The organism is Rothia sp. 88186D007BW, from assembly GCF_053544215.1.
In genome coordinates this window covers 36180-60135 of record NZ_JBPPTR010000004.1, presented here as the reverse complement: position 1 = coordinate 60135, position 23956 = coordinate 36180, and the positions used below count along the sequence as shown (strand labels likewise).

Here is a 23956-nt window from a genome sequence, read left to right as displayed (position 1 = left end):
CTCCCTTTCATATCTATCGATTAAGATAGTCAGTAGCTAATTCGATGAGAAGCTGAGTGGCTTGAAGATTTGCTCCCGCATAATGGTGCCAGTCATAGGCATGATGAATAAGACGGAAGGCGATGCCCGAATTTAAGTTATTTTCCAGGAAGTCCCCGTACCCTGTGAGAAATCCTTTCTGGAGATTGACCAGTTTCGGTCGCAACCTAGGGTAGAAAGCATATAATTCAGCAAACTCTCCTAGGACCCAGCCAATGTCATATTCTGGTAGGGCGTAACCAACATCTTCGCCGCTTAACAAGGCTCCAGTAACCTGCCTATCTGAGACAAGCCAGCTAATAAAACCTGCGTTCCCGTGCGATACCACCAAGTTTGCACCACAGGTAACGCTCCTCTCCCACTGCCTTAGCTTTTCAAAGTGCTCAGTGACCAGAACTTTGTTGAGGTACTCCCACCCCTCTTCATTCAGCCAGTGGTGGGAGCGTACCGCAGTTCGAGGCAGGTAGGAAGCAGATGGTGTATTTCCTGAGACCGGTAGCTGGTGCACTTCCCGCAGCGCGGATCCCCAAGCCTTTCCTACCATCTGGTAATAGTTCAAGTGGTACTGCCCTTCTGAATCCATCACGCAGGTATAGATTGGTGTATACCCAGTTAGAGGGTAAAAACGTTCTTTGGAACTTCCCTGCCCCCACACCAAAGCTGAAGGTCGTTCTTCTTGAGGCATGAAATGCAGGGTGTTAAAAGGCAGAGATGCTGAATTACCTAAAGTGTGCACCAGCCCTCGCTGTTCGCCAGCAGACCACTTTTCAATCTTTAAAAGACCGGTAGATGATAGTAGGGTCCGCTCGGGCTGACTGGGTGTAGTCTCAGTAAGGATCATGCTGCCCTTTCGTAGGCTGAGCCTAAGCGAGCTACCCGATGCCCTTCAATCATCCGAAGTACAGAAACAAAAGTTGGCGGAACCCAGGCCAAAGCAGTATCGCTTGACTCGCTAGGTCCCGGAACAGGATCGATGACCAGGTAATCAGAAGGCTGACGAAGTTTCCTCAGCACTTCTTGAATCGCAGGATGTTTTATTGACCGAGGGGGGAAGGAAGGGGCTATACAGACCTGCGCTTCTGTAGCAATTGCAGCCAGAAGAGAAGGAGAGTCTGTAATTCCATGCGCTAAGCGTGAAGCATAGTCTAAGGTAGCCGGATAGATTAATATGAGGTCTGCCCACTCAGCTATATCGATGTGCTCAGCAATAATATTATCTGCCCAGATATCATTTTGGATTCGGGAACGTGAGCTTGATTCTATGCCATGTCTTGTCACAAACCGGTATGCAGATTCACGCATGATTATGCGAAAATCCACCTGTGGCATGGTTTTTCTCGCCCATTCAATCCAGTAGGGCATAACCTGAGTTACAGCCGATCCTGTTAGTACTAGCGCCACCTTCGAGTATCCGAAGCCAGGCAGGGAGAAGTCTTCTTGCAGTGGCTCATCTATAGGATTTTTCGGTGCCATAAGATTCCTCTAACTGATAGAATGAATTTGTTTATAGATAGTTGCGGTGCTGGAATTTTGATGTGAGGTTAAAATTCCAGCACCGACCGTTTATTACTTCATCACGAAATACACAAGATAAAAGAATTTCTAAGCACTCATAAACGAATGGTCGCACTTTTTACCAAAACAATTATGCATATATCGTGACCAACCGTCTATTTATTAGCAGCCAGCAGTCAAAGTCAACCCGATAACAACGCCTGCGCAGAAAGGGGTAGTTGCGGGTGCATCAGAAGCTGCATCTGCTCCCAGTTCTGCTGAAGCAGCAAAAACGGTATGTGCATCTGCCAGTTCCACAAGGTTTGCATTCTGAGCCATAATCGGTTCTCCTTAAATAAAAAGTAATTAGGGGTTACTTGCAACAGCAAGTCCTAATATAAAAAATTTTGTTTATAGTTAGTTGCGGCGCTGGAAATTACATGAAAAATGAAAATTTTCCCCACCAGTTCTATAATATATTTTGCAAGTCGCTTTCCAGCACCTCTAAGCGTTATTTGTGCTGCGAGGAAAATTGCAAAATAGTTACTTATATTTTTCTAGCAGCCAGTACCCAGAGTTGCACCAACAATGATGCCGACACAAACGGGGCTAGTTGCGGGCGCTTCAGAAGCTGCATCTGCTCCCAGTTCTGCTGAAGTAACAAAAGCGGTATGTGCATCTGCCAGTTCCATAAGATTTGCATTCTGAGCCATGATAGTCTCACTTTCTTTTTGTTGTGTTGTTAGTTATGCCCTTGGGGCTGCGGGGCAAGACTATAAAGTTATAGTTTTTACCCGCTTACTCATACGCTATTGAACGCAGGGAAAGTTGCGTCAATTCCAGCGCTGAGAGTCTCTTGATTCCAGCACTCTTGCAGAGTCTGGTGTGTACACGCAGCGTTTAATAAAGCATCTACAAGCACTCTTGATCGATGTTGGCCAAAGCTAAGACCCTGGTAGGTAGATCGTGTATCATTCGGCTCCGCTGCAATAGCTATATTGGGGCCTACCGGCTGAGCAAAGAGAGAGTATTCCTGATTATCGTTGGCTGTTGCGATCACTTCAAGCTCGTTCAAAGCGGTTACGACATGGTCTCGATCCTTATCTGCTATGTAAACTACAATTCCATCAGAGCGAGGGTATGAAGCTCTGGCCGATAAAGCTTTTACCTGATAGTTAGCACCCAGAAGGCTTAAAATCTCTAAGGTATTTTTCCACGTTTCTAGAGCTTTTTCAGCAGTGTCACATCCGATATACAAGCGGACTAAGCTATCGTGAGTCATAATCTGGAGAGGCTGTTCACTCAGAGCTAGCAGGTAACCCGGGGTCGTATTTCTACGCCAGCTGGGAAGAGTAACTCTTACTTTTCCTGGAAGATTAGTGTTTTCTACAAGATAGCTAGGTAAACTAACCTTGAGACCCATAATTTGAATTCTGGTAAGCCCCTCTTGTCTGGAGCTACTCAAGAAATCTGCAAGTTGATAGTGGTTTTGGTGAGGAATGCAGTCAATAAGAGCCTGAGATAAGTCTTGACTGTCGTGAAGACTAACTCCACTCGTCTTCGGATTTTGAAGATGGAAATGAGCATAAATCAAGGCGCCTAGTTGTGATTTGAGCTCCAGCAAGCTGGTGGCTTGGGTTCTTTCCCCATCAACCCTGGCTTTTAGGCGAGACAAATCAATATCAACGCGTTGCTGCACCTCTATTAGGCTTTCTGTAAACCCAGGAAACCTGCTTTCAGTGACTAAGGTCACTTCTTGTCACTCCTTTCAAATCCTAAGATTTGTGTGTACTTCTGGGGTTCTAGAAGAATTCGACGACCAATGCCTGCAGCCGCTCTTTCGATTCCCGGCAACTTAGCAACCGAAGAAGCTCTAGCGATTGTTCGATCAATTAGATGCCATCCTAAAAAGGCAACGGACCGTGAGGCTAATGCATGATAGTCATCATCGTGACGTTCTTGGCAGTATGCTTCCCACATCACTTGTATGTTAGGAACTAGATGCCCTATCCGTTCTGCAATCCGCTGATTCGCGGATTCCTCGCTGAACTGTTGCGGAGGCTCCTCTGCTCCACCGCGAGTAGTTACGGTGTCAAGCACACCACGGTATATCCATTCGCCTGCAAAGGTTCCAAGGTCCCGAGCAGGATCCCCTACACCAAATTCTTCCCAGTCCAGCAGATTGAGTTGGTTTTGATGCATCTGGTATTGGTCCAGTCGCAGGTCACCATGCACAGGTGAAACGCTATGATTTTCTTCAGCAGCTTTTAGTGCCACTGCGCAATCTACTAACTCTTGATCCTGCTGGAGTTTACTCCACAGAGAAATTTCAGCTAAAGAAAAAGCAGTCAGCCGTTGATATGAGATTCCTTGCTTTAGCATCTGTACAGGTGGGGATGGATGAGCTACCTCTTGCAAGTTATCCGTTGGTCCCGCATGGAGCTTGGCCAAAGAGCTACCTACTTGCCGTGAAAAACTATCAGGAATAGTCTCGTCAACAAGAAGCTTTGCTAGGCTCTCGCCATTGCAGTACTCAAAAGCAAGTAAGCCAGATGGGCGGTGAGAAGCTAATAACTTTGGTGAGTTCGGCACATTCGTTGGATTACTATCAGAAAACTTCGCGAAATTAACCGAACGATCGAATGCATAAGGTCCAGCGATAGTCTTATTTACCTGTTTGAGAAAAACCTTGTCGCCACCATCAAAAGTCAATACCCATGACTTATTACGGCCCCGAAAGCTAGGGCTAGAAACTGCTTGAACCCTGCCGTAATAATCTTCAGGCAGCAGCTTCTGCACATGCTGTCTAACATCTGAATCAAGTTCAGTAGTTTTCTGATCTGATCCATGGTGTATGCTCATCGCTGTTCTCTTTCCATTAGGTAAGTTGGTTACCCCGCCCACCATTAAACTTCTACCGATTTAGAAGAAGAGGGTTACTACCGCGTAGCCCACACCGCCGCCGATCAAGGCCAGCACCACGCTACGAGCCCAGCGGCCAACCGGTGAGGTGCCTTTGGAAGCAGCAATATAGGTGGTTTCGGTCTTGTGAGTAGTCATGTTATTTTTCCTTTCAATGATGATGGGCAAGTAATCCCAGAGGATGAATCGGACAAAAGCCCGGCTTTAAGCCACGTTGTCTGAGGCAAATGATCGTTGCAGTGAAACCTTAGAACCGGTTCGCAAAGCATTGTTGCTGTACACACGGGTTGCTATCCAGAACAGTAGTGGGATAGTTATCGCAGCAATACCAGCAGCGACCACCATTTCCCAGGTCTGTACGCCGTCTAGGCCAAAGCGGATAGGCATCAGGTAAGAAGAGAAAAGCGGGACGAAGGACAACCCCTTAAGCCAAGTCTCTTCAAGATAGGTGGGTGTAAGATACAGGGCGACGACCAGCAGAACCATCTGTAAAACCGACAGGGGCATCACTGCTGCACTTAGGTCTTCCTGCCGAGAAACCGTTGAAGCCAGAATCGTGTTCATGGTTGCAAAAATCATGTAGCCCAGCAAGAACCATACAAGGAACCATAGAAGAACTGCACCTACTTCAAGCTCTAACAGTAACCATCCGTCCACTATGGTGAAACCCAGCAGGCCAGTGCCGCCGATGAGAAGTAGCTGGACCAGCGTTATTGCTCCGATACCGATCATCTTTCCGGCCAACAGAGGCACAACACCGATTTTGGTGAGGAGGATTTCGACGACCCTCGATGACTTCTCTTCAACAACACCAGAGGTCAGGCTCTGGGATGAGTACACCAGAGAGCTAAGTAAGGCGCTGACCATCGCTGTAGCAAAAAGCAGGCGGGCATCTAGCTGGAAACTAGTATCCCCTATTTTCTCCCCTAAGAGCCAACCGCCAACGCCTGCGCCAACACCCGCGGTAAGGGCAAGCAAGCCAGTGACTAACAGGATGGTCTTATTCTTGGTACGGGTAAGAACTTCACGTCTAATAACGATTAACATTTCTTGGAAAGCAGTACTCACTGTTATTTCACCTACTTCATGCTGGGTAATTTGCTGAGTCATACATTTGGCCTTCATCGTGATTTACCTGCCGTTTCAAGCTCTGTTTCGAGAACAGGGGTGATACCGCGACCCGATGAGATATAATCCTGCGATAAGAGTGCGCCCAAGGACCGCTGCACTGGTTCAATACTGCGCAGCCCCCCGAATCGTGTCGCAGTTTCAAGTACACCCTGGGGAATGGTTGCTTCTCTGCCTTCAACGGTAATAAAAACTGATAACTGGTTGCTCATCTTGAATTCGATATGGAAGGAAGCAACCAATGACAGTTCGGCAACAAATTCTCCAGCTGGACGGTCAAACTTTAGTTCCCACCGGGTCTGGTCGGTATTTTGTAACTCTGAGACAGCACCGTCCGCCATCACTCTGCCGCGATCAAGTACGCAGACGCGGTCGCACAGGCGCTCAACAAGCTCCAGCTGATGCGATGAAAACAAGATGCCCACACCCTGAGCTGCCTGTTGCTGGATAAGACCAGCCATCGTATCTACCGCTAGAGGGTCAAGCCCTGAGAAGGGTTCATCAAGCACCAACAGTTCTGGGTTACCGACCAACGAAACAGCTAGCTGAACTCGCTGTTGGTTACCTAGCGACAGGTCTTGGGTGAGAGTTTTCTCATGACCAGATAGGCCCAGCGTGGCGATAAGTTCGTCAGCTTTTTCCTTCGCCTGTCCCAGGGTTTTCCCTTCAAGTAGAGCAAAGTGAACAATCTGATCTTTGACACTCATCTGGGGGTACAGGCCCCGCTCTTCCGGCATGTAGCCGATTGACCTGCGGTTCTCGGTTGAGATAGGTTCCCCGTCCCAGGTAATATACCCACCGGTGGGTTTAAGCATTCCTAGAATGATTCGCATGGTGGTGGTTTTACCTGCACCGTTACCCCCAATGAAACCAACAATTTCACCGCGGCGGACACCGAAATCTACATCTTGAAGCACCTTATGGTCACCGAAGCTACGGCCAATTCTGTGGAGTTTGAGACCGTTCATTGCGCACCTCGCTTTTCTTACTCTTGCGTCTTCACTAAAAACTCTAGTGAGGCGTTAGAGCTTGCCACATATACTTTCGTACAGTTCTGGGGTAGACGATAGTTCACGCATTTGTATGTTCGCTGCCGCACCTGCAACAGTTGTTGAACAATCTGAGGTGGTCTCGCCCAGGTTGGCTTTCTTTTACAGTCGCTACCATAAAGGAAGCACATGCACTTGGTTTCCTGCCCCATGAACAAATGCTTCGACGCACTCGCAGTGCTAGTCAATTGCACCAACCTTGAAGTTGCACTGCGCATGTGCGCCCACCTGGTTGAACACTCTGCCACCATCAAACAGGAAGATACCTTCATGTCCGTCGTCAGCCGGCCCCAGCGGCGATGTGAGTCCACACAGGCAGACCGTCACAATCGATGCAATCTATAATGATCAGGATGTTATCGATGTTGCATCTCTGCTAAGCATTAGCCAGGATGCTGTGGTCATGCCCATACCACCGGGCATTGGTCGGCAATTGTTGTAGGCTTTGACCCCGGGCTTCTTCTACTTGCACCGCCACAACAAAGCTCTGGAGGCGCCCCGCTAGCACTGGGGTCGGAAGCTAGTTCAACGACACGAAAAAGCAGGGCCTTTCACTAGAGGTCCACTATTCCCAGCTTCTGCCACTGCCCTAAGCTGTAGCGGTACACCATCAGCTGAGTCACCGAAAAACGGGCAAGTTCAGAGGGCAGATTAGCAAAGTCGTGTAAGGACGCCGCCAGCACAGGGGCCGGGGCGTGGTTGGCTAAGGTGAGGTGCGGCTTATAGGGGAAAGGTGAGACTGACTCCCCCACCACCTGCTGGCAGACGCCACGCAGGAGTGTAAGCTGCTCTTCCCCCTCCGCCAGGGGAAGGTAGGTCACCGGGGTGACCGGCTCAAAGGTCAGGGCTGGCCCCAGGTGCACCTGCACCGGGCCCAGCCCAGCCACCGCTTGCTGCAAAGACCCCAGAGGGTTGCCGCCGGCGTCCTCACTAATGAGCACCGTAATGTGACAGCTTTCGGCAGCAGGGCCCACCAGCCCCTGCCCTGCCCGCCAGCAGGTAAGACGCTCAGCTAGCGCCGCAGGTACCCCAGCAACAAGGCTGAGATACCTGCGGTGAGGGTCTATCGTCGGTGAAGAAAACACCAGGCCAGTACCACTATCTCTTAGAGGGCAGGCAGGAAGCCAACCGCGTCGTAGACCTTCTTCACGGTCACAGAAGCAATCTCACGGGCCTTGCCAGCGCCAATAGCTAAGAGACGATCCAGCTCAGCCGGGTCATCCATCAGTTCCAGGGCACGCTCACGGATGGGTGAGAGCTGCTCAACCACAATCTCAGCCAAATCAACCTTCAGGTGCCCATACATCTTGCCCTGATAGTCGGCAACAATATCGTCGATAGCCTTACCTGTGACAGCCGAGTAGATGGACAGCAGGTTAGAGACACCGGGCTTGTTCTCACGGTCGTAGGCGATCTCGCTACCGGCGTCAGTCACCGCGCTCTTAATCTTCTTGGCGGTCTTCTTAGGGTCATCAAGCAACCAGATAATACCCTTATCTGTGGTTGCAGACTTGCTCATCTTAGAATCAGGGGTCTGCAAGTCATAGATCTTAGCGGTCTCTTTCAAAATCACCGGCTCAGGCACCACAAAGGTAGTACCAAAGCGAGAGTTGAAACGCTGAGCCAGGTTACGGGTCAGTTCCAGGTGTTGACGCTGATCTTCACCCACCGGCACCACATCGGCCTGGTAGAGCAGAATATCTGCGGCCATGAGCACCGGGTATGTAAAGAGACCCACCGAGGCGTTGTCGGTGCCCTGTTTAGCGGCCTTGTCCTTGAACTGGGTCATGCGGGCAGCTTCACCATAGCCGGTAAGACAGTTAAGCACCCAGGCTAACTGGGCATGCTCAGGCACATGGGACTGCACAAAGAGCGGGGTCTTCTCAGGGTCGATACCGGCTGCAATATACTGGGCCGCAGTTTTACGGGTGCGCTCTAGCAGGACAGCAGGGTCCTGAGGCACCGTAATGGAATGCATATCCGGGATGAAGTAGAGACATTCGTGGTCTTGCTGAAGACCAACCCAGTTATTGACCGCACCAATATAGTTACCCAGGTGCATAGAATCTGCGGACGGCTGGGCGCCCGAGAAAGCACGCGGGGCACCTGTTGCCGCGTTAGGGATCATAGCCTTGGGGTCTTTTTCGGGGGTGGTCTGCTGTGAATTGCTCACGGGGCGTCCTTCGCTATCTTTAGGCCCCTTCACGGGCCAGTTCCATACCGTTCTTAGCGGTGAAGTTAATAGTGTCAACAGCGCGATCAATCATGTCGCGGGAATTCTCGTCATTGACCTCAAGCTGCTCAGCAATCACCTTTGACTGCACCAGACAAATCTGGAAGGAATGAGCAAGCTTCTCAACGTGAACATCAGACTCATACTCGGCCCGCTTCACAGCATGCTCCTTATAGGCTTGACGCTGGGCTGCCAGAGTGCGGTTGACGTTCACCAGCAGATAAGCTGCGATACCCAGCCAGGCCGCGATAATACCGGCCAGAATCCAACCCAGCACTGACTCTTCCCGGGCTGACTGTACGATAGCCCAAGCAAGTAGGGCAACCAAAATTGCCATACCGATGCCCGCACCTACCAGGGCCATCTTCGTGTTCTGCTCTTGCGCTGTTTTCTCTGAACCGTTCGACTGCATGACCTCTATTATGTCAAAGGAAGTAAGGCCGCGCTGAATCGTAGACCAAACTTAAGCGTAAAGTGGGGTACATGATGCCCCCGTCACGTGAAACCAAGTACCAGCAGGTCGCAAAGCTCATCAAGGAAGGCTACATTTCCCCTGCAGAGGAGAACATGCCCCTGCCCACAGAACGGCAGCTCCAAGATATCTTCGCCGTCTCACGGGCCACCGTCCGCCGGGCTCTGCGTGAACTGGCCGAAGCAGGGCTGATCTACCATGTGCAGGGCTCTGGCACCTACGTTGCGCCCCACAAGCAGCTGAAGCGGGCCCCGTCCTTACGCTCTTTCACAGAAGACATGGCAGCACGCGGCCACCGCCCCCACTCGCTAACCCTCGCCTGCCATCTCATCCAAGCGTCGCGGCCCGTCCAACGCGACCTCAACCTGGACGCTGGTGCTCAAGTCATTCAGATTCAGCGGCTCCGGCAGGCAGACGGCTCCCCTATCGCCCTAGAAACCGCCCACTTTCTGCCCGAAGCCTTCTCCCACCTAGAACCCCAGTTATCGGCCTCTCTCGACGCCCAGATGCAGGCCTCCGGTTTTCAGGTAGAAACCGCAACCCTACGGGTAGCAGCAACCAATCTGACCCAGGCAGAAGCAGCCCAGTTAGGGGTACCGCTAGGGGCAGCAGCCCTGCGAGTTGAAAAGGTGGGCTACACCCTGCGCGGTCTGCCCGTTGAAAGCACCCAGACCCTCTACCGGGGCGACCGCTACGATCTAGAAGTACAGGTTAAAAGGTAGCCCCCACTAGGTGAAGGTAGCTCCATGAAGGCACATGAGCGCATATAAGAATCGCCGGGTGCAGAGGCTTTGCAGCATGCACCCGGCGATTCTTGCAGAGACTCTAGTTCTCGGCAGCCTGACGTTCAGCGGTCTCAACCACATTGACCAGCAGCATAGCGCGAGTCATGGGGCCAACCCCACCAGGGTTAGGCGAGTACCAGCTCGACTTAGCGGCAGCCTCAGGTGAAATATCGCCGGTCAGCTTCTTCTTACCAGTCTCAGGGTCCTCAATGCGAGAGACACCAACATCAAGCAAAATAGCGCCGTCCTTCACCTGGTCAGCCTTCACAGCATGAGCCACGCCCACAGCGGCCACAATAATATCGGCATCGCGTAGGGCGGCGCTGACGTCCTCAGTGCCGGTGTGTACCAAGGTGGCAGTGGAATTGACGTCCTTGCGGGTCAGCAGCAAGCCCAAGGGGCGGCCTACGGTAATACCGCGACCCAGTACAGCCACCTTCTTACCCTTCCACGAAATACCGTGACGCTCCACCAGCTCAATCACACCGTTAGGGGTGCACGGCAGAGGCGAGGTTAGGGGGTCACTCACATTCAGAACCAGGCGGCCCAGGTTCATGGGGTGAAGGCCGTCGGCGTCCTTCTCGGGGGCAATCTTCTCAAGAACCCGATTGGTATCAAGGTGCTTGGGCAGGGGTAGCTGCACAATGTAGCCGGTGCAGGCCGGGTCATTATTGAGCTTCTCAAGCTCAGCTTCTAGGTCCTCCTGGCTGATGGTCTCAGGTAGCTCCACCTTAATGGAGGCGATACCGACCTCAGCGCAGTCGCGGTGCTTACCGCCCACATAGGAGCGGGAAGCAGGGTCATCGCCCACCAGCACAGTTGCCAGGCCGGGAGTAATGCCCTTTTCCTTTAGAGCAGCTACACGCTCAGCCAGTTCACTCTTAATCTGGGCGGCGGTAGCGGTGCCATCAAGGATCTGCGGCATGTTTACCACTCCTCAATACCGGAGTAGAGGGGGAACTTCTCGCACAGGGCGGTGACGCGCTCACGCTGGGCAGCGACGTCCGCACCGGGCTTGAGGGTTTCAGCGATAATATCAGCGACCTCGGTGAAGGCCTCTGCATCAAAACCGCGGGTTGCCAGGGCAGGGGTACCGATGCGCAAACCGGAGGTCACCATGGGCGGGCGGGGGTCGTTAGGCACAGCATTACGGTTGACGGTGATACCAGCTTCATGCAGCAGGTCTTCTGCCTCACGTCCGTTAATCTCAGCATCACGCAGGTCAACCAAGACCAGGTGAACATCGGTGCCACCGGAGATAACCTTTACACCGGCCTCTGCCATATCAGCCTGGTTCAGGCGCTCAGCTAGAATCTTTGCACCTTCAAGGGTGCGCACCTGGCGGTCCTTAAACATGTTAGAACCAGCGATCTTGAAGGCGGTAGCCTTACCTGCAATGGCGTGCATGAGAGGCCCGCCCTGCTGGCCGGGGAAGACAGCCGAATCAATCTTCTTCTTCAAATCTTCAATACACATGATGAAACCAGAACGAGGCCCAGCCAGAGTCTTGTGCACAGTCGATGAAACCACGTGGGCGTGGGGGACGGGGCTGGGGTGCAGGCCAGCGGCAACCAGTCCAGCAAAGTGGGCCATATCGACCCAAAGGTAGGCTCCTACTTCATCAGCGATCGCGCGGAAGGCAGCGAAATCAAGCTGACGAGTGTAAGCTGACCAGCCAGCAATAATGACCTGAGGCTTCTCAGCCAGTGCCAGTTCACGAACCTCATCCATGTTAACCCGGCCGGTTTCTTCATCCACACCGTAGGCGACAACCTCGTAAAGCTTCCCTGAGACGTTGAGCTTCATACCGTGGGTCAGGTGACCACCGTGAGCCAAGGACAGGCCCATAATCTTATCGCCGGGGGTGAGCAGGGCATGCATGACAGCATTGTTAGCCTGGGCACCGGAGTGAGGCTGCACGTTAGCGTGATCAGCACCAAAGAGGGCCTTAGCGCGGTCAATAGCCAACTGCTCCACTACGTCAACAAATTCACAACCGCCGTAGTAGCGACGCCCAGGGTAGCCTTCGGCATACTTATTGGTCAGAACAGAGCCCTGAGCTTCAAGAACAGCGCGGGGGGCAAAGTTCTCTGAGGCAATCATTTCCAGGGTGTTCTGCTGGCGGCCCTGCTCTTGCTTGATAGCTTCAGCGACCTCGGGGTCTACCTCAGCCAGAGGCAGGTTGGTGACGTTATGTGAAAGGTTGGTCATGCCACTTCCTTGAGTATGGTGATTCAGTTTCTTCTGCTATTCATATGAGGGATACAGAAGATTACGTGAGGCTTTAAACCGAGCGGCGCAGGTAAGCGCACTCTGCTTATAAGTGTATGTGACCTAGCTAGACAGAACCCGCTCCCGCGGCAGATTTGAGATAATTTTCAGGAAAATTAGACAATGCTGCTATTACGCTTTCTTGCTACACTAAAGGGCGAACTATGGGCGCTACCCCACTCATCGTAGTGCCCAGCGAGCACCTTGCAGACGCACCTGTTCCAGGAAAACCCCACTCGCCCCCACCACCACCGCATTAGGGAAGAGGCACCAGGCAATGGCCAGTATTACCAAGTCGCGCCGCCAAGAGCGCGTTGAAAACCAGAAGAAGAACAGCCGCAAATGGATTGCGACCGGCGCCGCAGCCGTCATTTTGCTCTGCGGTGGCGCTATCGTCTACAACAACGTCACCGGCGATAACCAGCCCTCCACCAGCAGCCAGGCCGTACCGGCAGCCTGCTCAACCACCCAGACCGTCACAGTCGCCACTACCGAACCCATGGCAGAAGCCCTCAAAACCATGCCGGTAGATGAAGAAACCTGCATCACCCTAGACATCACCACAGATAAGACCGCCAGCGATATAGTCACCGAATCAGCCAGCGGGACTGCAAGCACCAACCTCTGGATCCCTGACTCCACTGCCCGCGCTGAGCTAGCCATGGGCGAAGCCGGCACCGGCCTCACCCCCCTAGCAGAGTCCTTAGCCCAGACCCCCGGCGTCATCGTCTCAGAAAACAAGACCAGCTACGACACCTGGCTAGAAGCTCTCCACGCTGAAGAGACCGTCAGCATGGGGGACCCTAAAGAAGACCCCGGCGCATTTGCCGCCCTGCTTGCCGGTATCTCTGAAGCATCAGCAGGCACCGTCAGCGTTGAAGACCTCATTGGTGGCACCGCCCTGCGTGCCCAGAGCATCGGTGTTATCGAAGCCGCCCAGAGCGCCCCTGAGCTACTAGCTGATGTGGATAACGGCACCAAGGACGCCGTCATTGTGACCGAAGCCGACTACGCAGCCTACGCAGCAGCCCACTCAGATTCCGGGCTCACCGCAACCGTCCCCGGTGACGGCTCTTTTACGCTCAACTACCCCCTCTACCAGGCTTCTTCCAGCACGAACGCCACTATCGATGACGCCGCCCAGCAGATTATCGACTTTATGGCTAGCGAGGAGGGCAAGCAGGCCCTAGCGTCCGCCGGTTTACGCCCCGCAGACGGTCAAGAGCTAGAGGGCCAGTACAGTGCTGGCAGCTTTACCTCGCTGACCCCCAGCAACCAGGACATCCTCACCCAGGTGTGGACTTCTTACTCCTTGCAGTCAGCGCCCCTCCACGCGCTGGTCGTGCTTGATACGTCAGGTTCCATGCTCACACCGGAGCCCGGCAGCGACAAGACCCGCATGGACATCACCGTTGAATCTGTGCTGGCAGGCTCCCAGCTCTTCCCTGCCCGCGACTCCATGGGCCTGTGGAAGTTCTCCCGCGACCTCACCCTGCCCGATGGTACTGTCTCTGACTACCAAGAGCTCCTGCCTGTACGCGGTCTTGAAGAAACCGTAGACGGCAAGACCCAGCGTGAACTGATCCAGGAAGCAGGCGCCGGGATCGCCTCAACCGTTAACCCCCACGGCTTCACTGCCCTCTACGACACCACCCTGGCAGCTTTCCGCTCCGCTAAGGAAAACTACGACTACGGTTCAGTCAACGCCGTCATCATGCTAACCGACGGTAAGAACTTCGATGAAACCTCCATCAGCGAAGAAGAACTGATTGCCGCCCTTCAGGCAGAGCAAGACCCTGAAAACCCGGTCTTCATCATCATGATTGGCATCTCTGAAGAGGCCGACATGGAGGCTCTAACTTCTATCGCCCAGAGCGTCGGCGGTGAAGCCTACCAGGCGACCTCCCCCACCGATGTTCAGCGCATCTTTGCTGAAGCACTGACCGGTATCTCTGAAGCCGCCGCACAGCAGTAAGGTTCTTCCCTTAACACAGTAAAAAGTCCGCCCCTCCGTACTTGGAGGGGCGGACTTTTTACTGCTGATGACCAGTTCTACTAGCGGCGGAGCGAATATACCGGAGCCAGCTGGCGAAGGTATATTCGCTCCGTAGCGCTGGTGAGCTTAGTGGAAGAAATGACGTGCTCCGGTGAAGTACATGGTCACGCCAGCTTCCTTAGCCGCGGCGATTACTTCTTCATCACGGATAGAACCGCCGGGCTGAACAACGGCGCGCACACCGGCGTCCAGAAGCACCTGCAGGCCATCTGCGAAGGGGAAGAAAGCATCTGAGGCCGCAACGGCGCCACGGGCACGCTCAGCACCCTCAGCTAGAGTGTTAGCACGCTCTACCGAAAGGCGGCAGGAATCAACGCGGTTGACCTGGCCCATACCGATACCCACAGCAGCCCCATCATTAGCCAGCAAGATAGCGTTAGACTTAGCTGCGCGCAGGGCCTTCCAGGCGAACTCAAGGTCAGCGAGGGTCGCCTGGTCAGCAGCCTCACCGGCTACTAGCTGCCAGTTTTCGGCCTTGTCGCCATCGGCGTGCAGGCGGTCAGCGTCCTGGAAGAGGGCGCCACCAGATACCTGACGGTACTCGACAGTTTCACGGGCGAAACCTTCAGGTAGCTGCAGAATACGCAGGTTCTTCTTGGTCTGCAGAATCTCCAGGGCTTCAGGAGCGTAGGAGGGGGCAATAATAACCTCGGTGAAGATGCCCTTAACAGTCTCTGCCATTGCAGCAGTTACTTGGCAGTTAGCGGCAATAACGCCACCATAGGCGGAGAGAGGGTCGCAGGCGTGGGCCTTAGCGTGAGCATCGGCGATAGCGTCTTCTGCATCAGCAGCACCGACTGCGATACCGCAAGGGTTGTTGTGCTTGATGATGGCTACGGCGGGCTCATCGAAGTCGTAGGCTGCGCGCAGGGCTGCGTCACCGTCCACGTAGTTGTTGTAGCTCATGGCCTTACCACCGAGCAGTTCTGCCTGGGCGATGCCGGGGGCGGCAGCGGGGTCAACGTAGAGGGCAGCAGCCTGGTGGGGGTTCTCACCGTAGCGTAGGGATTCGGAGCGTTCGAAGGCAAGACCTGCGAAGGGGGGCCAGTAGTTGGCGTCCTCGTCTTGCTCGAACTGGGCTGCGGTCCAGGTAGCAACGGCGGTGTCGTAGGCGGCGGTGTGGGCGAAAGCAGCCGAGGCCAGGCGGCGGCGCTCTGCCAGGTTGAAGCCGCCTGCCTTGGCAGCTTCAACAACCTGACCGTACTTTGCCGGGTCAACAACGATGGCTACAGCGTCATGGTTCTTAGCTGCAGCGCGCACCATGGAGGGGCCACCAATATCAATTTTTTCGATGATAGCGTCCTGGTCTGCACCGGAGGCTACAGTCTCAACGAAGGGGTAGAGGTTGACGATGACCAGGTCGAAAGCCTCAATTTCCATGTCTTTGAGGGTGTCGATGTGGTCCTGCTTGCGGCGGTCTGCCAGGATACCGGCGTGGACGCGCGGGTGCAGGGTCTTGACGCGGCCTTCTAGGCATTCGGGGAAGCCGGTGATGTCAGAGACTTCGGTGACGGGTACACCGGCACCAGCGATGGCGGATGCGGTGGAACCGGTGGAGACGATAGCGACGCCAGCTTCGTGCAGGCCCTTTGCTAAATCTTCAAGGCCGGTCTTGTCGTAGACAGAAATAAGGGCACGCTTGAGCGGTACGCGGTCGAGCTCGATGAGACTCACAGATTAACTCCGTTTCTTTTGCTGCCGGGGTAAGCCAGGTAGCAGGTGGTTACGTGGATGTGAGTCGTTTTGGTATGGAGCCCCGACCCTAGGCCCAGCCCCGCAGGAGGAGGCTAAATTTGTGGGTTAGGCGCTGGGGCCTTGGAGGTCTTGGGCTAGGCGGGCGATGGTTTCTACCAGCAGTACCCGCTCTTTGATCTTGATGCGTTCGTGCAGGGTTTCTTCGGTGTCATCGTCGAGCACATCGACGGCAGCTTGGGCCAAGATAGGGCCGGTATCGACACCAGAGTCAACCAGGTGCACGGTCAGGCCGGTGACTTTCACCCCGTGGGCCAGGGCATCGCGGACGCCGTGGGCACCGGGGAAGGAGGGCAGCAGGGCGGGGTGGGTGTTAATGATGCGGTTCTTAAAGCGGTCCACAAGCTGGGCGTCAACAATACGCATGAAACCTGCAAAGATAATGTAGTCGGCCTCGTAGCTGGCGATGGCTTCTTCTAGGGCCCGGTTCCAGGCTTCGCGGGTCTCGTAGGCCTTAGGTTCTACCAGGAAGGTTTCTATTCCGGCGGCTTGAGCCCGTTCAAGGCCTAGGCAGGGTTTATCGGCGCCGACGGCTAGAACCGTGGCGTTGAGGTCGCCTGCTGCTACGGAATCAAGGATAGACTGTAAATTTGTGCCCGAGCCGGACACCATCACCACAATGCGCATACAGAAAAGTTTATCGTATGCTAGCGCCCCACACCGCAGAGTTTTTGTGATGAGACAGTGAAGGGGTGAGGGCTGTGCGGGGTCTTTGCTGTGGGGCGGTAAGGTGGTAGGTATGTCTGACACTGTGCGTCCTTCTCATCAGTTGCCCTCTGAGTCTGCCCTTGCGAGTATCAAGGTGTGGTCGCGACTTTCTTTTTTGGCCATGGTTGCCACGGTCGCTAGCGCCTCTTACCCTGGCTGGTTGGCTCTGGTGACCGCTGTGCTGGCGGTGCTCACTTGTGTGTTTGCCACCGTGGCGCTGGTGAAGATGGCGGGGGCTAGGTTCCCTGCTTTTTCGATGATTTTGATGGTTCTGCTGATATTGTGGTCGCTCTTTTTGGGTTTTGCGGCCCTCGTTCAGCTTCTTTTTGTGGATGCAACAATGGCCTACGCTGAATGTTTGCAGCAGGCTGTGACCTTAAGCAGGCAGCAGCAGTGCACCGTACAGATGAGCGATGGCCTGCTGCAGCAGCTTCTGGGCCAATAGTTGGCCTGGTATGTTATGAGTTTTATTGGGTGTGCATAGAAGAGTCAGGCTCACATGAGTTGTGAGCCTGGCTTATTTTTTAGGGGGAACGGGTTTCGTTCTCTGCGCCTTCAGCTAGTTCTTCCAGGCGTTTTTGGCGGCGGGCTTGCAGGGATTTCGGACGCCGGACCACAGGGCGGAAGGGAAGAGCAGGTTCTGCTTCTTCTTCGGTTTCGGCTACAGGTTCGGGTTCTGCCTGCTTGTTTGCAGGATCAGCTTCTGTGAGCTCAGTAGCTGGCTCTGTTTCCGCTAGCTCTGTCTCTACTTGCTCCTTCTCCATATGCTCGTCTTTCACTGGCACAAGTTTAAGCTGCACTTCTCTGTCTTTCTGAAGAGAACGCTGAATACGGGTCCTTGCTTTCTCGAGCTTAGCCTGAGCCTTTGTAGCTTTTTTCTGTTCGCGGGTGGGCTTGGTTTGGGCAAATCGTTCTAGTTCGCCGGAGGTATCTCGCACCAGCAGGTGAGCCAGGGCCAGGCCGAGCATGGTGCCTAGTGCCAGTAAGAGAGCTGAGTAGGCACCAAAGATGAGGGGGTGAGGGCCGATAGCGGTGAAGCGCCCCAGCCCCAGTGACCCGTTAGCGGCCCACCCTAGCAGGGCTATCAGCAGGAAGGTGGGGACGAGGGTAAGGACGGCTAGCCCCAGGGTAGAGAGAGTCCACGATAGCCAGCGGTAGCGGATTTTAAGGGAGAGCCACTCATCATAATGGTTTTCACCTTCGCGGAAGAACCACCAGCCCCCTAGGGCACCGGCGGCGAGGGGGACTGCTAGGGCCAGGTAGCCCCAGGGTTCGGTCGCGTGCGGTAGGGCCCCTAGCACCGGCAAGGAGGGCATGACCCCCACATTGGTGCCGGTCAGATCAACAGAGGTGCCCTCACCTAGGGCAAAGCCCGCCCCGGAGCTCCAGGCCATGGCATAGACCACCAGGTTGACCAGTAGACCTAGCTGTAGCAGGGTCAGGGCCAGGTCGCCGACTGCCCCGGCGCGTAGGCTCTGGTAGAGGGTGACTACCTCAGCCCAGTGCCAGAAGAGAGTGAGTGCCAGAAGTAGGGCGCCACCGGCTAGGAAAGCTAGTGAGCTGACCAGGGCTGCACGTAGTAGGGCCCAGGCGTAGGAGCCAGCCCAGCGGGAGTACTGGCTAAACTTTTTCACCCAGTCAGCTGCGTTCACACCGATCATGGCCGCCAGCGAGCGCGATTCGGCGTACCCGCCTAAGAGGATGCCTAGGGCTGCTACCCAGAGGGGCACGAGGGCGGCCCGTGTTGGGGAGGTGGAGAAGAAGTCGTTGGTGGAGAGTAGGCTCACCCCGGCACCTACCAGGGCGTAGGCGGTGAGGCCTCCTGCTAGGGGTTGCCAGAATTGGCCTTCGTAGCTGGCGCGGGCTAGGCGGCGTCCGGCCCGGTAGCACAGGGCTAGGGGGATGAGGGTTAGCCCTAGTGGTACGAGGCTCATGGTTCCGGTGACTGCTGAGAAGACTCCTTGTTCGGGAATGTTCATGTTCAGGGGTACGCCGTGGATTAGTAGCCAGATATGGCCGGCTGCAGAAATAGCTGCGGCGAGGGTGCCGCTGTTAAAACCGTTGGTGTACCAGATCGCTGCCAGGAGTAGGACGACGGTGAGGTAGGAGGCCAGCGCCACGAGGGCAAGTTCAACTGAGCCCTGGAGCCATAGGGGCATGGGGAGGGAACGTTTGGGGTGAGCGGTGGTATTCATCGCCTTTCATCATGTCATGTTTCTTTGTTCTGTGCTGTTCTTTCCTTGCACGCTGTAAGAAGTGCAGGGGTTCTGTGGGTCTGCGCTTCTCTTTTGGCTGCCTGGGTGGGGTTTATGATGTGAGAATTTAGTCTTCCCAGGGGTTAGTTGCTGGTACGCCCCAGGATTTATAGATTTCGGCTTTGCTGGAGATAATTTCGAGCTGGTGGACGGTGGCGGTTGCGGCCATGAGCCCTTCGAGGGCTGCTGTGGGGAGGGGGCGTGGGTCTTGGCCTCCTACGAGGTGTAGGTGCTTGTCGGTGTGGCGTCCGGCCCATTGCAGGGCTATCTTCGCGTCGATGTCTAGTACATGCGAGTCGAAGCGTTCCATGAGCTCAGCAAGCCAGCGTTCGGTTTCTGGGTAGGGGTAGAGCCCTTTGAGTTCGCCGAGGCTGAGTACTGAGATGTACATGGTGCGGTAGGAGCGGCGGCGGAGGCAGTTCACTACCTGCTGGTGCGGGGTGGCCTTGCGGATTTCGGCAAGGACGTCGGAGTCGAGAAGCAGACCTACCTGGCTCATGCAGCTTTGAGAACACCGTACTCGGTTGTGGCAGGGGTGCCCTTGGGGTTGAAGGCGAGCAGGAAGTTGAGGAATTCGCTGCGTTCGTTAGAGAAGCGGGTGTAGTCCTGGATGCTCATTGCGGTGTAGCCGCCGCGGGCTGGTACTGAGGCGGCGGAGATGTTCTTTTGAACGGTCAGGTGAGGACGGTGGGTGTGGGGTCGAGCGTTTGACATGCCGTCGTTGCGCGTAAGGTGCGCATTCCTTTCGAATACTTGCTCTTGCCTGCACCAAACAGCGCTGAATATGCGCGATGCAGACCGCTTCGTCATCCGAGCCACCCGTGAACATGGGGTTGGCGTTCAACCAAAGTCGGAGCTTAACAGTTGAATCTCTTGAAGCTGGTAAAAGCATAACCTGCCCTCGAAGTTTCTGTAAATATCTGTCTCATTATTTTTAATGCTGGAGTGAGTTGGCCTGCTGGTGCTGGGTCTTAGGTGGTGCGATACGCTAGAAGACTAGGTATTTGCTCTGTTGTGAAGGTGTGCCTGTGTCTACTTCTTTCCCTGAAATTCCGGTAACAGCCCCAGCCATTATTCGGCAGGTGGGCTCTGGTGCTTATACGCGGGGGCAGCGATATATGCGTGAGGGGCAGGTCATTCGTTACACCTATGATGAGCAGGCTCGGGTGCTTGAGGGGCAGGTGGCTGGTTCTGGCTCGGCGCCCTATACTGCGCGGGTGGCTTTCCCTGCTGAGGTTGTTGCTGGTTCTTATGCTTTTTCGGCAACGTGTTCGTGCCCGGTGGCTCATAACTGTAAGCATGCGGTGGCGCTCATGCTGACTGCTATTGACCGTACGGCTAAGGCTAAGCGGGCGATGACGGCCTCATCTAGCACCTGGAAAACCGCGCAGGAGCCCAGCAGCCCCCAGGAGAAGGTTCAGCAGATTCTTGAGGTGGCTCAGGGGGTGGGTCTGCAGCGGGCGGCAGATTTGGCACAAGAGCAGAGGGGTGAAGCGGCGATGTTTAGCCTGGAGGCTCAGGCCGATGAAGGCACCCAGGCGGACACCGGTGGGCAGGCTAGTAGGGCCCTGCCGGCGTGGCGGCGTTCTTTGGCTCATTCTCTAGCAGCGCGCCCCAGCTACGATAGCCGTAACCACCGGGTTGCCGGGGCCCTCGATGTGCGGCTGGTGGTGCCCGGTAAGTACGGGTGGACTAAGAATATTGGTGCTCCCCGGGTGTCGCTTGAAGCTCGTCCGCTGATGATGGGGGCCCGCGGTAAGTGGATTAAGGGAGGTTTGAGCTGGGAGAAATTTTCGGGCTCTGCCGCCGGGGCTGCGGGTACGGGTCTGCTCCCTGAACATGCAGCCTGGTTCAACGAATTTTATGCGGTGATTCGAGGCTCCCAATCTATCTATTCTTCGCACCGGGATTGGGCTTCTATTTCGAATGTGGATTCGTCCTTGCTCTGGCAGATGCTGGAATCTGCTAGCGATGTGGGCCTGACCGTGCTCCTAGAGGGCAAAGAAACCGGGCTGGCTATCGCCAGCGCCCCCCAGATTGAGCTGGCTTTAGACCCTGTGCCCGAACGGGGCTCTTCCACCGATGCTCTGCGGCTCACTCCCCTACTGCGCTGGGGCCCTTACACTCTTCCTGCTCATTTCACCCATAAGCTGGGCAATAACCGGCAGGGTTTCATTGCCCTGGGTGGGGCAGCCCAGGAGGCCTATGTTCAAGCTGCTACCGCTGCCCGCTGGGAGACTACCCTGCCCTCAGCCCTAGCCCAGGCTAGTGAGGTGGCACCTGAACACCGGCCCTCCTGGCTGAGCGCTGACTCTGAGCTGGTGCTCATTCCTCTTGCTGAGCCGGTCGATGCGGTTGCCGAATCCCTCATATCAGGGGAGCAAGTGACAGTACCGGCCGCAGACGTCCCCGCCTTTTTTGCTGACTACTACCCTGCCCTGACCCGGGCGCTTGCTGTCTGCACCACTAGCGAAGACCTGGAGCTACCGGCCGTCCGTATGCCAACTTTGGTGCTCACAGTCGCCTTCGATCAGCCAGGCCCGCCCTTTACCGCTTACACCGCCTGGCACTGGGAATACCCGGTCAACCCCACCGGTGACGATAGTGACTTCATCAGGCTCGATGCCCTGGGCTACCCCGGTGAAGACAGGGCCGATGTGCGCGATACCGCCCACGAATACCGGGTCCTCAAAGAGGTCAAAAAGATTCGCCCCGGCCTGCCCTTCACCCGCCACTCCACCGAAAACTGGGGCACCCGCACCCTGCTAGAAACCTACCTACCTGCCTACCAGCAGGTTGAGGGGGTGCGGGTCGATATCACAGGCCCGAAACCTGAATTCCGTGAACTGGATCAAGCCCCCGAAATTATTGTGACGGTGGACGATACCCGCCGCCGCGACTGGTTCGGGCTAGGGGTAGCTATCAAGGCTGGGCAATGGCATGTGGCTTTCTCAGAGGTTGTTGCAGCCCTGGCCAAGGGCCAAACCCACCTGCTACTGGGCAATGGCCAGTACTTTGCCCTTGACCGGCCCGAATTCATGAAATTACAAGAGCTACTGCGCGAAGCAGCCCAGCTCACCGACAAGACCGGGCCGCTAGAAATCAACCGCCACCAGGTAGGCCTCTGGGAAGAACTTGAAGAACTCGCCGCAGAAACCCAGACCGTTGCCGCCTGGGACGAGCAGGTCTCAGCCCTGCTCAACCTGGGCCACCACTCCCCCGCAGATGTTCCCCCCACCTTAGAGGCAACCCTGCGCCCCTACCAGGTGGAGGGCTACCAGTGGTTAGCCTTCCTCTGGGAACACGGCCTGGGTGGTGTGCTGGCTGACGACATGGGCCTGGGCAAGACCTTACAAACCATCGCCCTCTTCCTGCACGCCCAAGAAAAGAAGCAGGAGGCCAGCCAGCCCACCCGCGACCGCCAGCTAGACGGGAACGAAGCGGGGGTGGCACCGGGGGCAGAAGCCGATCCGGACGCGTCCGCCCCCTTCCTGGTGATAGCCCCCACCTCTGTTGTGCCCAACTGGGTGCGAGAAATCAAACGCTTTGCCCCCTCCCTTAAAGTAGTGGGTGTTGAAGAGTCGGTGCGTAAATCTAAACGGCACCTGACCGACACTATCGCCGGGGCTGATGTGGTGGTAACCAGCTACGCCCTCTTCCGCCTAGATGAAGAACACTACTTTGAGCTAGGTAGCCAGCAGCCCTTCGAGGGGCTAGTGCTCGATGAGGCCCAGTTCGTCAAAAACGCTAAAACCAAGGCCCACCAGGTAGCCCGCGATCTACCTGCCCGCCTCAAGATTGCGGTCACCGGCACCCCCATGGAAAACAACCTCATGGAACTGTGGTCCATGTTCTCTATTGCCGCCCCCGGCCTCTTCCCCTCCGCCCGCACCTTTAAGGACGTCTACGCCACCCCCATCGAATCCGGGGAAGAAACCAAGGCCCTGGGCAGGCTGCGCCGCCGCATCCGTCCGCTCATGAAACGCCGCACCAAAGAACTGGTGGCTGCCGACCTACCGGAGAAGACCGATATGCGCATCGATGTGCCCCTGGCACCGGCCCACCGCCGGGCCTATGATACGCACCTACAGCGCGAGCGCCAAAAAATTCTGGGCCTGCTGGAGGACATCGACAAGAACCGCTTCACCATTTTCCAGTCCTTGACGACCCTGCGCCGCCTGGCCCTGGATGCCACCTTGATTGATGCTGAACGCTATACCGGGGTGGAGTCTTCTAAGCTGGACTACCTGGAGCAGAATCTGCCTGAGATTATTCATGATGGCCACCGGGCCCTGATTTTTAGCCAGTTCACCGGCTACCTCAAGAAGGTCGCCGGTAGGCTCTCTGATATGGGTATCCCCTTCCTCTACTTGGATGGTTCTACCCGCAATCGCGGGGAGCTGCTGGAAGAGTTCGAGTCAGGTACGGCCCCTGTCTTTCTGATTTCTCTCAAGGCAGGTGGCTTTGGGCTGAACCTGACCAGCGCCGATTATTGCTTCATTATGGATCCCTGGTGGAACCCGGCTGCCGAGCAGCAGGCGGTTGATCGTGTGCACCGCATTGGGCAGACCAAGAATGTGATGGTCTACCGCCTGGTCTCAGCGGGCACCATCGAAGAGAAGGTCATGGAGCTCAAAGAGTCTAAGGCTGCTCTTTTTGATGCTGTGGTTGATGAGGGCGCTTTCTTTGCCTCCCAGCTCACCGCAGCGCAGATTCGCGACTTGCTGACTGTCCCTGCCCCAGAAGAGGGAAGCCAGCCTTCTTAGAGGGGGGGAGGGCAGGCTCACGCTGG

The 23956-nt window shown here is 55.4% G+C and carries 23 protein-coding genes and 1 riboswitch; of the genes, 4 read left to right on the top strand and 19 right to left on the bottom strand.

The window, feature by feature from the left end:
- Nucleotides 1-13: 13 nt before the first annotated feature.
- The 12 genes from ACEE09_RS03210 to ACEE09_RS03155 all read right to left on the bottom strand — a co-directional run bounded on the left by ACEE09_RS03210 (nt 14) and on the right by ACEE09_RS03155 (nt 9277).
- Nucleotides 14-880: a hypothetical protein gene (locus ACEE09_RS03210; RefSeq protein WP_449082015.1), complete on the bottom strand. Its 867-nt coding sequence runs from the start codon at nt 878-880 to the stop codon at nt 14-16.
- Complete coding sequence (locus tag ACEE09_RS03205) at nt 877-1512, bottom strand: flavoprotein (RefSeq protein WP_449082013.1); 636 nt, start codon at nt 1510-1512, stop codon at nt 877-879. Before ACEE09_RS03205 ends, ACEE09_RS03210 begins: the two co-directional genes overlap by 4 nt.
- A gap of 204 nt (nt 1513-1716) precedes the next feature.
- A complete protein-coding gene (locus ACEE09_RS03200) occupies nt 1717-1872 on the bottom strand; it encodes a hypothetical protein (protein WP_449082012.1) in 156 nt (51 codons plus the stop codon).
- 218 nt (nt 1873-2090) lie between these two features.
- Entirely contained in the window at nt 2091-2246 is a 156-nt protein-coding gene (locus ACEE09_RS03195) for a hypothetical protein (RefSeq protein WP_449082010.1), read from the bottom strand.
- Nucleotides 2247-2335: 89 nt separating this feature from the next.
- Complete coding sequence (locus ACEE09_RS03190) at nt 2336-3286, bottom strand: T3SS effector HopA1 family protein (RefSeq protein ID WP_449082008.1); 951 nt, start codon at nt 3284-3286, stop codon at nt 2336-2338.
- Nucleotides 3283-4395 carry a class V lanthionine synthetase subunit LxmK gene (lxmK, locus tag ACEE09_RS03185; protein ID WP_449082007.1) on the bottom strand — a complete coding sequence of 371 codons (1113 nt, stop codon included), beginning with the start codon at nt 4393-4395 and terminating at the stop codon, nt 3283-3285. The genes ACEE09_RS03190 and lxmK overlap by 4 nt, the downstream gene beginning before the upstream one ends.
- A gap of 60 nt (nt 4396-4455) precedes the next feature.
- The gene (locus tag ACEE09_RS03180) at nt 4456-4593 is read right to left on the bottom strand and encodes a hypothetical protein (protein ID WP_449082005.1); all 138 of its coding nucleotides are present in this window, start codon (nt 4591-4593) and stop codon (nt 4456-4458) included.
- A 66-nt stretch (nt 4594-4659) separates the two neighbouring features.
- Nucleotides 4660-5565, bottom strand: coding sequence for an ABC transporter permease (locus ACEE09_RS03175; RefSeq protein ID WP_449082003.1), 906 nt, complete (start codon nt 5563-5565; stop codon nt 4660-4662).
- 11 nt (nt 5566-5576) lie between these two features.
- On the bottom strand, nt 5577-6551 hold the full coding sequence (locus tag ACEE09_RS03170) for an ABC transporter ATP-binding protein (RefSeq protein WP_449082002.1): 975 nt from the start codon (nt 6549-6551) through the stop codon (nt 5577-5579).
- A 635-nt stretch (nt 6552-7186) separates the two neighbouring features.
- Nucleotides 7187-7717: a 2'-5' RNA ligase family protein gene (locus tag ACEE09_RS03165; RefSeq protein WP_449082000.1), complete on the bottom strand. Its 531-nt coding sequence runs from the start codon at nt 7715-7717 to the stop codon at nt 7187-7189.
- 20 nt (nt 7718-7737) lie between these two features.
- Nucleotides 7738-8760: a tryptophan--tRNA ligase gene (gene trpS, locus ACEE09_RS03160; protein WP_449082182.1), complete on the bottom strand. Its 1023-nt coding sequence runs from the start codon at nt 8758-8760 to the stop codon at nt 7738-7740.
- 64 nt (nt 8761-8824) lie between these two features.
- Complete coding sequence (locus ACEE09_RS03155) at nt 8825-9277, bottom strand: hypothetical protein (protein WP_449081999.1); 453 nt, start codon at nt 9275-9277, stop codon at nt 8825-8827.
- 71 nt (nt 9278-9348) lie between these two features.
- On the opposite strand from ACEE09_RS03155, the gene ACEE09_RS03150 reads away from it, so the two are divergent.
- Nucleotides 9349-10059 (top strand): GntR family transcriptional regulator, encoded by a 711-nt coding sequence (locus ACEE09_RS03150; protein ID WP_449081998.1) that lies wholly within the window; start codon nt 9349-9351, stop codon nt 10057-10059.
- A gap of 103 nt (nt 10060-10162) precedes the next feature.
- Here the strand turns inward: ACEE09_RS03150 and ACEE09_RS03145 are convergent, their stop codons facing one another.
- Nucleotides 10163-11047 (bottom strand): bifunctional methylenetetrahydrofolate dehydrogenase/methenyltetrahydrofolate cyclohydrolase, encoded by an 885-nt coding sequence (locus ACEE09_RS03145; protein ID WP_449081996.1) that lies wholly within the window; start codon nt 11045-11047, stop codon nt 10163-10165.
- Between the two features lie 2 nt (nt 11048-11049).
- Nucleotides 11050-12333, bottom strand: a complete 1284-nt coding sequence (glyA, locus tag ACEE09_RS03140) for a serine hydroxymethyltransferase (RefSeq protein WP_449081994.1) — start codon at nt 12331-12333, stop codon at nt 11050-11052.
- 337 nt (nt 12334-12670) lie between these two features.
- Between glyA and ACEE09_RS03135 the strand changes: the two genes are divergently transcribed.
- Nucleotides 12671-14368 (top strand): substrate-binding domain-containing protein, encoded by a 1698-nt coding sequence (locus tag ACEE09_RS03135; protein WP_449081992.1) that lies wholly within the window; start codon nt 12671-12673, stop codon nt 14366-14368.
- 147 nt (nt 14369-14515) lie between these two features.
- Here the strand turns inward: ACEE09_RS03135 and purH are convergent, their stop codons facing one another.
- Both purH and purN read right to left on the bottom strand, forming a co-directional pair.
- Nucleotides 14516-16123 carry a bifunctional phosphoribosylaminoimidazolecarboxamide formyltransferase/IMP cyclohydrolase gene (purH, locus tag ACEE09_RS03130; protein WP_449081990.1) on the bottom strand — a complete coding sequence of 536 codons (1608 nt, stop codon included), beginning with the start codon at nt 16121-16123 and terminating at the stop codon, nt 14516-14518.
- A 126-nt stretch (nt 16124-16249) separates the two neighbouring features.
- Entirely contained in the window at nt 16250-16828 is a 579-nt protein-coding gene (purN, locus tag ACEE09_RS03125; RefSeq protein WP_449081988.1) for a phosphoribosylglycinamide formyltransferase, read from the bottom strand.
- 112 nt (nt 16829-16940) lie between these two features.
- On the opposite strand from purN, the gene ACEE09_RS03120 reads away from it, so the two are divergent.
- Nucleotides 16941-17354, top strand: coding sequence for a hypothetical protein (locus ACEE09_RS03120; RefSeq protein ID WP_449081986.1), 414 nt, complete (start codon nt 16941-16943; stop codon nt 17352-17354).
- Between the two features lie 79 nt (nt 17355-17433).
- On the opposite strand, the gene ACEE09_RS03115 is transcribed toward ACEE09_RS03120, so the two are convergent.
- From ACEE09_RS03115 to ACEE09_RS03105, 3 genes are all read right to left on the bottom strand, one after another.
- Nucleotides 17434-19104 (bottom strand): cell division protein PerM, encoded by a 1671-nt coding sequence (locus ACEE09_RS03115; RefSeq protein WP_449081984.1) that lies wholly within the window; start codon nt 19102-19104, stop codon nt 17434-17436.
- 127 nt (nt 19105-19231) lie between these two features.
- Nucleotides 19232-19663, bottom strand: a complete 432-nt coding sequence (locus tag ACEE09_RS03110) for a plasmid stabilization protein (RefSeq protein ID WP_449081982.1) — start codon at nt 19661-19663, stop codon at nt 19232-19234.
- Entirely contained in the window at nt 19660-19878 is a 219-nt protein-coding gene (locus ACEE09_RS03105) for a nuclease PIN (RefSeq protein WP_449081980.1), read from the bottom strand. The genes ACEE09_RS03110 and ACEE09_RS03105 overlap by 4 nt, the downstream gene beginning before the upstream one ends.
- Before the next feature lie 36 nt (nt 19879-19914).
- Nucleotides 19915-20043: riboswitch (SAM riboswitch) on the bottom strand.
- A gap of 149 nt (nt 20044-20192) precedes the next feature.
- Between ACEE09_RS03105 and ACEE09_RS03100 the strand changes: the two genes are divergently transcribed.
- Nucleotides 20193-23930 (top strand): DEAD/DEAH box helicase, encoded by a 3738-nt coding sequence (locus ACEE09_RS03100; RefSeq protein ID WP_449081979.1) that lies wholly within the window; start codon nt 20193-20195, stop codon nt 23928-23930.
- The last annotated feature ends 26 nt before the right edge of the window (nt 23931-23956 follow it).